This is a genomic window from Clostridium sp. FP2, assembly GCF_011065955.2.
Classification (GTDB): domain Bacteria; phylum Bacillota; class Clostridia; order Clostridiales; family Clostridiaceae; genus Clostridium_AD; species Clostridium_AD tagluense.
Map to the genome: position 1 here is coordinate 3,755,665 of NZ_JAAMNI020000001.1, position 14,079 is coordinate 3,769,743.

Consider the following 14,079-nt stretch of genomic DNA (forward strand, 5'->3'; position numbering starts at 1 on the left):
TGGTTTTTAAGGTGCTGTGGAATCTCCTCCACCCATGTTGCAACCAGGCATTCCACTTGATGAAGCTGGTATTGAAGGATCAGGCTTTGAGGTATCCACAGCTTTCACATTGTCAACCACCTTAAATACACCCCTAATCATACCCATTCCACAGCTGAAGTTTATATCTTGATCCTTTGGTGTAAATTCAATAACATTCTCGCCTGGCTCTAAATTCTTCTCAATGTTTAAAGAAGGAATTATAATTTGGCTGTTACAGGAGTTTAATGCCTTACCATCAATTATCCATTTTACAGGCATATTTTTCTGTATATATAGACCATTTGGGGTATAACCAGCACCATCTGCCGTCATCCGAACTATCTGAACACCATTCTCTATAATTGGTTTAGCAGCGGGCGAAGCTGATGCCGATGTTTTATTACCAGATAAAGTAGCAGCTAGTGAAGCTGTAGAAGGCACATTAACACCAGCCAGGGCTAGTCCTCTAGTTCCCATTACCATACCCAAAACTACAACTAGTATTCCACTAAATTTTAAAAGAGTTTTTGTATATCCTTTACTTATGAGACCTGATACTGCGCCAAAGGTAAGCATTAATGGTACTGTACCTAGAGAAAATATTAGCATAGCTAAGGCACCCTTGTAAGCACTTCCAGTTCCTAAGGCATATAATTGCATTGTCTGAAGGGGTCCACAGGGCATAAGTCCATTAAGAACACCAACTAAAAAAGGAGTTTTTGTTTTTTTCTTAAGATTGCAAGCAGACCATGGGAGCTTTATATTAAACTTTCTAAATAAGCTATAGCCACTCATATTAAGTCCCATCATTATCATAAACAAACCAGCAAATATTTGGAGTCCAGCCTTCACGGGGAGTGAAAGTGAAAGCACAGAACCTAGAGAACCAACTATCCCACCAAGAATAGTGTAGGAAACAACTCTACCTGCGTTGTATAGAATGGCAGGTTTCATGGAATCAAATTTACTTTTACTATCTTTATTTATACTTTGTGATAGCATTATTCCCCCACACATACCTACACAATGGATTGATGTAAGGGCTCCAACAATGAATAGAACAAAATATGTAGCACCGTTTAGCTTTGAGGTCATATCAATTCCACCTGTTGAATTTCCAATTAATATAATTGCTGCTACAATTATGAATATACCCACTATTTTATGGTTATTTGAATTCTCTGTACTATAACCAGCTGCTTTTATAGTAGTTTTAATATTTTCGTTGTTGCAGAAATCTGTATCATACTCTATAGTTAAAGATTGGTCGCTGAAACTAGCCTTAGCGGTTTTTACACCATCTAATTTTGTAACTGCTCTTTCCACTCTTGCCTCGCAAGATGTACATGTCATTTCAAAGACTTTGATTTTTTCTTTTTTAACGCTCACTTTTTTACCTCCTAATTAAATGGATCTTTATCTTGCAAGGTTCATGAATATTAAACTGTACCTTTAATCCTATGAATATAAATCTTAATTTTAATTATACAAAAAAGATGTGTAGATTTTATAAAGAATATATATTATGCAAAGTTCATTAAAAAAACTTCAAACTGTACTTTGCACAATATATGTATTCCTTATTTTACTCTTCTGGCAGTTACATAATCATTTCTTCCTACTGGTGAAATTTTAATCACATCTCCTGTATGAGGAGCATGGATATAATTATTATCACCAACGTACATGCCCATGTGGTGAGGACTCGCAAATGTTCCAAAGAATATCAAATCTCCAGGTTGAAGATTCTCTCTTGATACTTGTACACCATCATTTATCTGATCAAAGGTGGTTCTCCCTACTGCTATTCCAAAATGCGCGTATACGTATTGTGTAAATCCTGAGCAATCAAATCCCGAAGGAGATGTTCCACCCCATAAATATGGTGTGCCAAGGAAGTTAGAAGCGTAGGCTATTATAGCATTATCTGATATAGTAGCTGATCCTCTTGAGGGTGTATATTTAGGTGCTGAATTTCTTATTTCATTTATCTTTGTTATACTTTTACTTGCTGACACTTCTGGTTCACTTATTTGTGCTACAAGAATCTTTTCCTTACTGTTTTTTAGTTCTGTTATCAATTTATTATGTAACTCTTTAGAGACAATTTCCTTGCTCTTTAGCTGCGCTATCAATTTATTTTGTGATTCTTTAGTAACATTTATCTTATCAAGCTTCTGCTTATTTTCTACTTGTAAATTCAGCAATACTTCCTTTGTATTATTTAAACTCTGCTGCTTTTCAATTAATTCTTTTTGAGCGACTTTAAACTCCGCCACTACTTTTTCATCAAATTCAATAATGGTTTTTATGTTTTCTACTCTAGATTCAAAATCTCCAAAGCTCTCTGACTCAAGTATTACACTCATATACCCATCAAATCCATTTATGTACAAGATTCTCATTCTACTATTAAATAATTCTTGTTCCTTTTGGTTTTCCTTTTCAACCTGTTTAGCCTTCGTAGCGGCACTTTCAATCGCCTTTTTAGTTTGGAGTATTTTCACTTTATTTTCTTCTGTCTTGATCATGATTTCTTCAATTTCATTATCAAACTCTTCTAGTCTAGTTTCAATTGCTCCCCTCTCATCTTGAATTTTTGTTAGTGAATCCTTCTGCTGTTGTAACTTCTCATTTGTTGGAATCGCGAGTGTTGTTACATTTGAAGTGAAAATCAAGGTAATTACAACGGCGATACTTCTCAGGGCATTCTTCATTATTACATCTCCTTCACTCTTTTAAAATTCATAAGACACAGAGAGAATTTATCATAAACTTATGTAGTTCTTATGAAGATTGCGCACATTCTGGGCGCATAAAAAAAACCCTTGTAAACATTTTGTTTTGTTTACAAGGGTTTTTAAATATAATTTTTTATAGGTAAACTATTCTAATTTTCAGCAACATAGTCAGCTTTGGTTCTGCTGCTTTCATTCTTACCAGGAATTGTAACACTAATATATACGCTTCCTGACGCTAAATTAAGTTGAGATATAGTAATAGTTATTTGTGTACCATTGGATGATGCTGTTGCTATACCAATCAAATTTCCACCAGTAGAAGCATCATAAACTTTTACAAGCGAACTAGGTATCAAATTATTCACTGTAATTGTATCAGGTGTATTTACTTTGCTATTAACTATACTTACATTTCCAGCAAATACAGCTGTTGAGTCTTGCTCCGCAGTATAATTTACTTTTATTCTGCTACTTTCGCCTTTTCCGAAATTTGCAACAGAAATATATGCACTTCCCGCGTTAGTATTTAATTGTGGGATGGTAACAATAACTGAATTGTTATTGTTTGACACAACAGCCGAACCAAGCAAATTGCCATTACCTGCAGCATCATAAACATTAACAATATCATTAGCTGTTACGCCGTTTACAGTTACTGTATCAGCTAATACAGCATTATTTACAATAGATACATTTCCTACAAGAAGAGATATAGACTCTGAAACATAATCAGCTTGCGTCCTAGCACTCTCTGTATCACCATATCTTATTACAGATAAATAAACACTTCCAGCAATAGTTCCAAGTTGTGAAATACTTATAGTAACGTCAGAATCACCACTTGCTACAGTTGCAGTTCCAAGTAAAGTTCCACCAGTAGCCGAACTATAAGCTTTAACTATATCCTTAGATGATAAACCTGTTACATTAATAGTATCAGATTTTCCTGAATTATTTACTAGGGTTATATCACCTTTAGCTAGAGCATCTGATTTTGATTCAGCATTATATGTTACTGGGGTTCTAGCACTCTCTGCTTTACCAGTACTTTTCACAGAAACATATATGTTTCCACCACTAATTCCAAGTTGTGTTAGTGTAAGTGTTACTGCCCTGCTAGCAGCAGGTACCGTTGCTGTTGCTAATAAAGTTCCAGTAGCACTGCTGTATATATTAACTACATCATTAGGTTGTAGACCTATCAACGCAACTGTACCAGGTATTGTTGCATTGTTTACTACTGTTATATTTGCAACGTCTGGAGCACTACTAACTAGTTTTGCAGCGTAACTAATCACTGTTCTATCGCTTTCTAGCTTTCCTGTGCTTGTAGTTGACACATATACCTCTCCAGCTACAGATCCTAACTGAGTAACAGAAATCGTTGCTTCTGTATCATAAGTTCCAACTGTTGCTGTACCAAGCAAAGTTCCTCCTACAGCAGCATTATAAACATTTATAATATCGCCACCGCTTATTCCGTTAACTGTTACTGTACCAGCTATTCCCGCATTATTTACAATAACTACGTTTTTAGCTACAGGTGAATGAGATTTAGATTCTGCGATAAATCCTACTTGAGTTCTACCACTTTCAAGTTTGCTTGTACTTATTACAGAAACATATACACTTCCTGATCCAGTTCCAATCTGATTAATTGAAACTGTTGCACTTGTTGCATAACTTGCTATAGTTTCAGTTCCAAGTAAGGTTCCACCAGTAGCAGAATCATATACATTCACTATATCAGTAGCGGAAAGTCCCGTTACTTTTACAGTATCTGTAATTCCTGCATTGTTAGCAACAACAATACTACTAGCTGCTGGAGTATTGGAAGTTGGCTCTGCAGAATAATCTACTTTTGCTCTATCACTTTGAGATTTATTTGTACTTGTTACTAATACATAAACACTTCCTGCAGTAGTTCCAAGTTGCGGTATAGAAATAATTGCATCAGTACCGCCAGAAGCTACTGTGGCAGTGCCAAGTAAGTTTCCACCCTTAGCTAAATCATATATATTTACAATATCATTAGCAGAAAGTCCTGTTACTTTCACAGTATCTGCCATACCTGAGTTATTGGTAATTGATACATTTATAGCATCTACCAAGCTAGATTGACCTTCAGCAGCATATTTAACGTCTACCCTAGCACTTTCTATTTTATTTGTACTTGTTCTAGAAACGTAAATATCGCCTGCTTGGCTTCCAATCTGAGCAATTGTTATTGTTGCTTCAGAACTGTATTTTGCCACTGTTGCAGTTCCTATCAAATTTCCACCCCGTGCTGCATCATACACATTGATGATTTCATTATCTGAAAGTCTACCAACTTGTACGGTATCAGGTTGTCCTGCATTATTAGTAACTACTATATTACTAATATCTATAATAGTAGAACTACCTTCTGCAGCGTAAGTAGATTGTGTTCTTGAGCTTTTTATTTTATTTGTACTAGTTATAGAAACATATACGCTTCCAGAACCAGTTCCAAGCTGAGCTATAGATACCGTAGCACTTGTACTACCAGCAGCTACTGTAGCAGTCCCTAATAAAGTCCCACCACTTGCGTTATCATATACATTTACTACATCACCAGCAGCTAATGTAGAAGCATATACTGTATCAGCTTTACCTGAATTATTACTTACAATTATATTATTCACACCTATGCTATTAGATTGTCCTTCAGCAGCATAAGATGTTGCAATTCGGCTGCTTTCTATCTTGTTTGTACTTGTAACGGAAACATATACAGTCCCCGCAGAAGTTCCAAGTCGTGATATGCTAGCTGTTGCAGCGGTATTCATAGCTGCCACTGTTGCAGTTCCTAATAAATTACCTCCAGTTAAAGCATCATATACCTTAATCACATCTCCCGCAGCAAAATCGGATACAGTCACTGTATCAGCCGTCCCTACATTGTTAGTGATTAATATATTACTAGAATCAACTAAAGTTGATTGCAATTCTCCATTATAGGTTATGCCAGTTCTACCACTTTCAAGCGTTCCTGAACTTGTAACTGAAAGATAAACAGTTCCTGAGGTCTTGCCCAATTGAGATACATTAATAGTAACATCAAATCCAGATGCTGCAACAGTTCCTGTTGCTATTGTAGTTCCTCCAGATGCTACCGTATATACATTAACTTTATCTTTAGGAGAAAGTCCATCTACATATATTGTATCAACTTTTCCCGTATTATTTGTAATTGTTACATTTCTCACAAGTACTAAATTGGATTGATTTTCAGCCGAAAAAACTATAGGCGTTCTAGTACTTTCATGCATTCCTAGGCTTGTGACTGAAATATAGAGAGTTCCACTTGTAATTCCAAGCTGAGTAAAAGACTTGGTTACCTCTGTGGTATTAGAAGGTACTGTGGCAGTTCCAAATAAATTTCCACTAACTGCTACAGTGTATATTTTTACTATATCGCCAGGATTGAGCCCGGAAAGATTTACTGTATCGGCTTTACCTGAATTATTTGTAATTGTTATGTTACTATCTATGGGTGCGCTTGAGTAATTTTCGGCTGAAAAATCAGCTCCTACTCTATCACTTTCAAGCATCCCTTTACTCTTAACTGAAATATATACACTTCCACCGGCAACACCAAGCTGAGTGAAGGATTTAGTTACATCTGTAGTATTAGCCCCCACAGTTGCAGTTCCAAGTAAGCCTCCTCCAGTTGCCTTATTATATATTTTTATTGCATCTCCAGGAATAAGTCCCGAAACATATATTGTATCGGCTTTACCTGAATTGTTTGTAACCGTTATGCCAGATGACAATGGAGTATTGGAGACAGGCTCCGAATCATAGTCCATTTTAGTTCTACTGCTCTCCGTCATACCTTTAGACATAACAGATATATACACGCTTCCTTTTAAAGCTCCAATCTGCGCTATTTTTATAGTTAAATCTGTTTTATTTGCACCTACAGTTGCTTTGCATATTATTTTTCCACCTGTAGCAGCATTATATACATTAACTATATCACCAGTCATTACACCAGTGACATATATAGAATCCGCTGTCCCTACTACATTGTTGGTAATTGTAACCTCATCTGAACTCGGTGCAGCTGATGCGCTTAGTGCATAGGCCGTATATGGTTGAAAAACAAAAAATACGATCATTAGTATAGACAAAATTCCTAAAAGTGACTTTTTCATTGTAATAACTCCCTTCAATAATAAGATGCATATCAACTATTTACAATTAGATAAATTTTATAGAGTGTTCTTTATCTAACGTTCTAACGACTTGATCTAACTTAAATTATAATAACAATAAAAGCAAATTTTCATGTGTACCTCCAAATTATTAATTTGCATCCTTGCATAAATTTGCATCCTTGCATAAATACTCTTTAAATAAATTATCGTAATAAATTGTCTTTTCTTTAGGGGTAGAGTCAACATTTCCCATAAAGTATGGAGGTTGTATATTTGGTAACATTCAGTGATCCATTAAAAACTAAAAGAAACAGAAACCAGATTTTCATTGTCACTTAAATAGAGTTTGATATGAATTACCACCTTGAAATTTTTATGCCGCCTAAAAGATGTAATATTATAACAATTCAAATACCATCTAAAACGAATCTACAGTAAGTATATAAAAGCATGAGAGACAATAGATAATGTTTTCGTGAATAAATTCGCGAATTTAGTCGTATTTTATCATAATTGAAGGAATTCCAAATTGATGTTCCTGAATCAATACTATATAATAGAAAAATATTGTAATGATAAATTCTATTATAGAGGTGTATTTATGTTTTCAAAGTTAAGAGAATTACTAATAGGTAAGACACTAAAAACAGAAGAATTAGAGGGAGAAAAATTAAATGTTTTTTGGGGACTGCCCATTTTATCTAGTGATGCTGTTTCTTCCGTTGCATATGCAGGCGAAGAAATTTTAATTGTATTAATTGGCGTTATAGGTCTTATGTCATATATATATATGTTTTATGCCGCATTGTGTATTGTTGTACTATTATTTTTACTTGTTATGTCCTACAGGCAGACTATTGATAGCTACCCATGTGGTGGAGGCTCATATATAGTTGCAAAGGATAATCTTGGTATAGTCCCTGGACTTACTGCTGGAGCGGCACTTACTATAGATTACATACTGACAGTTGCTGTTAGTATATGTGCTGGAACTGCTGCAATAACTTCAGCTATGCCATCCTTGCTTCCTCATAAAGTAGCCATAGCTCTTACAATGTTATTCATCATAACATTAGGTAACTTAAGAGGAGTTAAGGAATCATCTAAGCTTTTTGGAGTTCCAACATACTTATTTATCTTTTCCTGCGTAGTGCTTATTGTTACTGGTATTGTACGGCACTCTATTTTTAACTATTCACCAGCACCACTGTATCCAGCGCCACAAGCAATAGGTGACATTACATTGTTCCTGTTTCTTCGCGCATTTGCTTCAGGCTGTACTGCATTATCAGGGGTTGAAGCTGTAAGTAATGGTATACCTAATTTTAAAGCACCATCACAAAAAAATGCAAAAGCTGTTTTGGGTTTACTAGCTTTTTTAGTTCTATTTATTTTTGGTGGTTTATCTTTCCTAGCAACAATTTATCATCCAGTACCTCATCCAGATGTGACAGTCTTTGCTCAAATTGCTCAGCAAGTTTTCGGAAAAAACATTATGTTTTACACTATGCAAGTTACCACTGCATTAATTTTGGTAATGGCTGCAAATACAGCCTATGCAGGTCTACCACTGTTACTTTCTTTGATGGCAAAAGATGGATATGCCCCAAGACAATTTTCTCAAAGAGGAAAGAGACTAAGTTTTTCAAATGGAATAATAGTACTGGGAGCAGCTGCAGCTATGTTAATTATTGTTTTTAAAGCTGATACTCATTTGCTTCTTCCTTTATATGCAGTAGGTGTATTTTTATCTTTTACACTTTCACAGGTTGGAATGTTCTTAAAGTGGGTAAGAAGTAGAACACCTGGCTTTAGACATAAGGCATTTATAAATGGATTAGGTGCTATTGTAACTTTTATTACGGTAATACTCATAGGTATAACAAAGTTTTTCCATGGCGCTTGGATAGTTTGTATTATAATACCTATACTTGTTTATCTTATGGCGAAAGTTAAGGAACATTATACCAAAGTAGCAGAGCAACTTAAATTAACCTTAGAACAAAGACCTAATGAAGGAGTGACAACGAATAACCAACAACATGTAATAATACTTGTAAACGCCTTAAATAAATCATTTTTAAAGTCATTAAACTGCGCTAGATGCTTATCACAAAATGTAGTTGCCTTTCATGTATCCACTGATTCAGAAGCTACTGAAAAATTAGAAAAAAAATGGAAAGAGTATAATCCCGGAATTCAATTAATAATAAAACATTCTGCCTATAGGGATATAATGAGACCATTAATGAGTTTTATAGAATCTGAAGAACGGGCTTCAAAACATGGTGAAACTGTAACAGTTGTGGTAACACAATTTTCTATTACTAAGTGGTGGCATAATATACTTCATAACCAAACAGGATATTTTATAAAGAGTATGCTATATAAAAACAGAAACGTAGCAGTGCTTACTGTACCATATATAATAGAAGAGTAGAAATGAATGTTTTTCCCTCTTACACCATTACAAATACAAAAAACACCTAAGAAAATTTTTCTTAGGTGTTTTTTGTATTTGTCTTTTTTAAATTTTATATCACCATCTTACCGCTCCATTTACCACATCTATCTCCAAAGCAGCCTACAGTTTTTTCTCCATCTTTTATTTGAATTACCTCACAATTGTTACCACAACCATTACACTCAATACTTCTAGGTACAAAATCATTAGTTGCTATTTCAAAACCTTTGAAATTGCTTTTTCCACTTTTCATAAGTTCTTCTTTTGAAAGTATAGCAGCTCCTATAGCGCCCATTACATCATAGTGCTCTGGAACATAAATCTCAGTTCCTAGTGCTTTTTCAAAAGCTGCTTTAATGCCAATATTTGCTGCCACTCCACCTTGAAAAAATATTTTTGAGCGAATATCTTTTCCTTTCCCTACATTACTTAGATAATTCCGTACCATGGCCTCGCAAAGACCTCCTATTATGTCTTCCTCATTATATCCAAGCTGTTGCTTATGTATCATGTCAGATTCAGCAAAAACAGCACATCTACCAGCTATTCTTACGGGTGATTTTGACTTTAATGCGTACTTCCCAAAATTTTCGATAGGTATCTCAAGCCTTTCTGCCTGCCTATCAAGAAAAGACCCTGTACCTGCTGCACATACCGTATTCATAGCAAAATCTGTAACTATGCCATTTTTCAGTAAGATTATCTTTGAATCTTGGCCTCCAATTTCTAATATAGTGCTTACATCTTTGTCAATTTCAAGGGCTGCCACTGCATGAGCAGTAATTTCATTTTTTATTATGTCAGCTCCTATTAAAAAAGCAGCCATCTGTCTTCCACTACCCGTAGTACCTACTGAAGCTATCTGCTCACTACCATATTGCTCACTTAAAATTTTAAGTCCATTTTGGATTGCCTTTATTGGTTTACCTTTTGTTCTTAAATATAATTTTTGAATAACCTTTAAAGTATTATCTAATAGTACAATGTTAGTACTTACAGATCCTACATCAACTCCCATATAATACATTGTTTTTCTTCCTTTCTAACATATCTACAAATGCTTCTATTCTAGTAATATATCCTGCCTCTCCAGTCATTTCATCTACTACCAAGGTCATTATTGGAAAGTCCTTGTCATTTGAAATTGCAGGCAAAATAGCTTTTGATACAATTTCTGGCATACATCCCATAGGGAAAATTTGAATTGCTCCATCTAAACTCTCTTTCTGCGCAAGTAATGCTTCTCCTATACATTCTCTAGCGTGCCCACCAATATAATGTGGAAGATATTCTCTAGAGGCTATTCTTATATCAATTGAATTAAGATTTAAGCACCTAAGCGCCGTGTCTTTAATCCACCAACTAGGAGTAAGCATTCTTTTAGTGGATACACCATAATCCATAAGTTTATCTTCTATATAAAGATTAGAAAATGGTTCAATTACCGTATAAATTTCACCAATAATTGCAATTTTTATTGGTGACTTATGTTTATTAATAGAAATACCACTTATTTTCTTCTTATATTCTTTTAGGATATTCACCATCTGTGATGGTGTATTTGCTTTTGCAGCATTGTTTTTGCATTCTTTTAAAAGTCTCTTAAATTCTCCTTTGTTTACTTCAAATCCTGTTAAATAATGTGCTTTACTTTCAATTTTCTCTATTAAATCAATTACATTATAGGCTATCTTTAGTGCTCTAAATCTTTCACCCCTACTTTTTGTACTATTATCCGCAATCTTGGATAAACGATTTAAAAATTCCTCTTTGCCTATATCAAAAGGGCTATCCACTACAATAAAAGTCAAATCGTGTCCCATTTTCTTTAGTGCATTGATCTGTAATTCACAGTACTCACCAAATCTACAAGGTCCACAGCTTCCAACTATAATTATGGTATCTGCGCCCTTTTCTATACTCTGCAAATAATTACCCATCATAATTTTATACGGTAAGCACATTTCTTCTGGAGAAAACTTTGAACCTAATTCTAGCGCCTCGTTACTACTAAAAGGTGGAATTATGCATTCTATTCCCAGTCCATCAAATAGTGCTTTAGCTGCAAGATATGTGTTGCCTAAATGTGGAAATGTTATTTTCATTATTTTTTTTCCTTTCAATCATATCAATAAAAGCCTCAATCCTTGTGTCTAGACCGCCTTCACCAGTATGTTCATCAACTTTTAACACTAATAGTGGAAAATCCTCAATTTTTTCTTTAATAAGTTCGAGTACCACAGAGTCTATTCCACAAGCAAAGGATGATATATATATTGCTCCGGAAATCTCATTGTGTTTTGCTATAGCAGTTGTAAATCCATAGGAATTTGTAGCAAAGGTCCAAAATGGCCTTTTAAAAAGAGTTTTTACTTGTAAGTTAATTTGCTCCTCCTCTACATATTCTTCTGTTATAACCCCCACTCCCATTTTATTTAATTTTTTTACTATATTCATATTAATAAAAGTGTCATAAAGATTATATGGATGACCTACTAGTGCAATAGTTATTTTAAATCCTTCATCTTTAATACCAAATTTAAAGTTTCTCTGCTCTTCTAAGGCACTGTTAAATGCAGCTCTTATTTTACTATTATCCCCGGTAATCATCTTCCCAAGTTTTTTACACCAAGTATATAACTCCTTCTCACTGGTAGCATATATAGGTTCTGTCATTACCTTTGGCATATTGGGTATGCTATATAATATCATTTCCGGAAGCCCACAAAACTTAGGACATATAAATTCTCGCTCCCTGACCCTCATAATTCTAGGTATTATTAATAAATCACATTTGTCTTTTATATCTATTATATGTCCATGAAATATCTTTATAGGCAAACAAGCCTCGTCAACGCAGCATTTAACTCCTGCGTTTAAAATATCTTTATTTGTATCTGTAGATGTAATTACTTCTGCATCTAATTCAATTAAAAACTTTTCTATAAAAGGATGGTATTTATAATATAATAAGCCCTTTGGGACACCAACTTTCATATTTTCCTCCTTGTTTTCCAATCTATTAGTACTTCTTTATTCTGAACTATTAAACTAAAAAGTATTCCTAAATATAAAAAAACCTGGACTTAAGTCCAGATTTTTTACACTATTAATCCATTCCAAGTAATTATCCCCACTATACCATCAACATTTATTTTTTTTATAGTTTGATATTTTAATACCGCTTTTTCAGTATCATTTCCAAATATTCCATCTATAATTATATTTAATCTCCACTGAATATAACGATTAGCAACAATATTATTATTGCCAAATTTAAGCAGAGGCCTACTTAAAATATTTGCAAGTGCTGCATTTGTCTTCAAATCATTAACACCATTTATTTCGAGTCCTATTATGCCTTGGAATCTCTTAATAGAAGATATAGTTTTTTCGCCCATAATTCCATCCTCATTAAGTTTTTTTCCAGTATAATCTAATATATTTAGTATATTCAATCCATTTTGCATTTTTAACAATGCAATGTCCGATGATGGTTTTGCATCTCCATTTTCACTGTCTTTTTCATTAACGGTACTTCCTGTTAGCCCTTTTACAATGGCATTTGCTGTCTTTTCTGCATTAAATCTTTGCATATCCTCTTTAGAATCTACAAATCCACCTTCCACAAGTATAGCAGGCATTTTTGTGTTTTTTAGTACATATAACCAGCTACCATCCTTTACCCCTCTATTAACATAATCTAAGGCTGCTATGGCATCCACAACTCTTTTTGCTATATCTTTTCCTTCTTTTGATATAGCAAACACTTCTGTTCCACGTCCACCGCCTATATTAAAATGAATAGACACATAGACATCCACCTTTTCTTCATTTGCTTTATTTACTCTTTTATAAAGTGAGTTACCTAAATTAGATGCAAAACTTGGAGTACAATTAACTACCTCATACTTAAGTGCTTTTAGTTTTTCTATAACGCGATCTCCAACTTGTTTATTTAACTCATCTTCTTTTCTTATACCCACAGCTCCCGTGTCCACTGGTGGACAGTTGTGTCCAATATCAATCCCATATTTCAAAGTAATTTTCCTCCCCTTTAAACTTTAATTCCAAGTTAATTTTCTATCTCACAATTAAAATATGCTAATATCCATATATTGTGTAATAAAAAATAGTTTTACAACATATTTTATTTACAAGGCAGTATAAGGATGTGGTTATTTGAAGATTAATATAAAGAAATCTATTTTAATAGTAGTATGTATTTTTTTCTCTTTGAATCTCTCTGGATGTAATTATAAATTTAATAAAACTGTTTTTACAAAAAATAAACCAAACAATTATTATTACACAAATTTATTAATGAAAGATTTATCTCTAGAAAAGCCAACAGAGCTTTATGCTCTATATATGAATTTTTATAAGAAGAAGGACTTTTCTGTGGAGGATTTATCTTCATTCACTGGATTTTTCAATTCATTAAATAAGGATAATTTCATAGAAAAGCCAGCTAACTTATCAAATAAACCTTTATATAAAATATTTTTAACCTTTAGTAAAAATAAATATATTATAAATGTCTATAGCCAGAATTCTATTTCCATATATCCCTGGGATGGTGAATACAGCATGGATTACATTGACACAAGTAAAATGTACAAAGCTTATAATCTTTATGGACTATGCAAATACCTTATACCTAAATAAG

8 protein-coding genes and 1 pseudogene are annotated in these 14,079 nt (G+C 33.9%); 2 read left to right on the forward strand and 7 right to left on the reverse strand.

Annotation, left to right across the window (positions count from 1 at the left end; translation table 11 throughout):
• Nucleotides 1-15: 15 nt before the first annotated feature.
• From G9F71_RS18045 to G9F71_RS18055, 3 genes and pseudogenes are all read right to left on the reverse strand, one after another.
• A pseudogene (locus G9F71_RS18045) lies at nucleotides 16-1,410 on the reverse strand (sulfite exporter TauE/SafE family protein); the annotation flags it as partial.
• Between the two features lie 191 nt (nucleotides 1,411-1,601).
• Nucleotides 1,602-2,738 carry an NlpC/P60 family protein gene (locus G9F71_RS18050; protein WP_164949160.1) on the reverse strand — a complete coding sequence of 379 codons (1,137 nt, stop codon included), beginning with the start codon at nucleotides 2,736-2,738 and terminating at the stop codon, nucleotides 1,602-1,604.
• 173 nt (nucleotides 2,739-2,911) lie between these two features.
• Complete coding sequence (locus G9F71_RS18055; RefSeq protein WP_164949161.1) at nucleotides 2,912-6,943, reverse strand: beta strand repeat-containing protein; 4,032 nt, start codon at nucleotides 6,941-6,943, stop codon at nucleotides 2,912-2,914.
• A 604-nt stretch (nucleotides 6,944-7,547) separates the two neighbouring features.
• Here G9F71_RS18055 and G9F71_RS18060 point away from each other — a divergent pair.
• Nucleotides 7,548-9,386: an APC family permease gene (locus G9F71_RS18060; RefSeq protein WP_164949162.1), complete on the forward strand. Its 1,839-nt coding sequence runs from the start codon at nucleotides 7,548-7,550 to the stop codon at nucleotides 9,384-9,386.
• A gap of 94 nt (nucleotides 9,387-9,480) precedes the next feature.
• Here G9F71_RS18060 and G9F71_RS18065 read toward each other — a convergent pair whose 3' ends face one another.
• The 4 genes from G9F71_RS18065 to G9F71_RS18080 form a co-directional block, all read right to left on the reverse strand.
• Nucleotides 9,481-10,437, reverse strand: coding sequence for an acyl-CoA dehydratase activase (locus G9F71_RS18065; protein ID WP_164949163.1), 957 nt, complete (start codon nucleotides 10,435-10,437; stop codon nucleotides 9,481-9,483).
• Nucleotides 10,418-11,515: a 2-hydroxyglutaryl-CoA dehydratase gene (locus tag G9F71_RS18070; protein WP_164949164.1), complete on the reverse strand. Its 1,098-nt coding sequence runs from the start codon at nucleotides 11,513-11,515 to the stop codon at nucleotides 10,418-10,420. The genes G9F71_RS18065 and G9F71_RS18070 overlap by 20 nt, the downstream gene beginning before the upstream one ends.
• Nucleotides 11,469-12,407, reverse strand: coding sequence for an acyl-CoA dehydratase activase-related protein (locus G9F71_RS18075; protein WP_164949165.1), 939 nt, complete (start codon nucleotides 12,405-12,407; stop codon nucleotides 11,469-11,471). Before G9F71_RS18075 ends, G9F71_RS18070 begins: the two co-directional genes overlap by 47 nt.
• A 104-nt stretch (nucleotides 12,408-12,511) precedes the next feature.
• Nucleotides 12,512-13,450 carry an N-acetylmuramoyl-L-alanine amidase gene (locus tag G9F71_RS18080; protein ID WP_164949166.1) on the reverse strand — a complete coding sequence of 313 codons (939 nt, stop codon included), beginning with the start codon at nucleotides 13,448-13,450 and terminating at the stop codon, nucleotides 12,512-12,514.
• A 142-nt stretch (nucleotides 13,451-13,592) separates the two neighbouring features.
• Between G9F71_RS18080 and G9F71_RS18085 the strand changes: the two genes are divergently transcribed.
• Nucleotides 13,593-14,078: a DUF4883 family protein gene (locus G9F71_RS18085; protein ID WP_164949167.1), complete on the forward strand. Its 486-nt coding sequence runs from the start codon at nucleotides 13,593-13,595 to the stop codon at nucleotides 14,076-14,078.
• Nucleotide 14,079: the final 1 nt, after the last annotated feature.

Bases quoted from the DNA above. Each gene is read 5' to 3' on its own strand.
- G9F71_RS18050 (WP_164949160.1), bottom strand. From the start codon at position 2,738: ATGAAGAATGCCCTGAGAAGTATCGCCGTTGTAATTACCTTGATTTTC.
- G9F71_RS18075 (WP_164949165.1), bottom strand. From the start codon at position 12,407: ATGAAAGTTGGTGTCCCAAAGGGCTTATTATATTATAAATACCATCCT.
- G9F71_RS18055 (WP_164949161.1), bottom strand. From the start codon at position 6,943: ATGAAAAAGTCACTTTTAGGAATTTTGTCTATACTAATGATCGTATTT.
- G9F71_RS18060 (WP_164949162.1), top strand. From the start codon at position 7,548: ATGTTTTCAAAGTTAAGAGAATTACTAATAGGTAAGACACTAAAAACA.
- G9F71_RS18065 (WP_164949163.1), bottom strand. From the start codon at position 10,437: ATGTATTATATGGGAGTTGATGTAGGATCTGTAAGTACTAACATTGTA.
- G9F71_RS18070 (WP_164949164.1), bottom strand. From the start codon at position 11,515: ATGAAAATAACATTTCCACATTTAGGCAACACATATCTTGCAGCTAAA.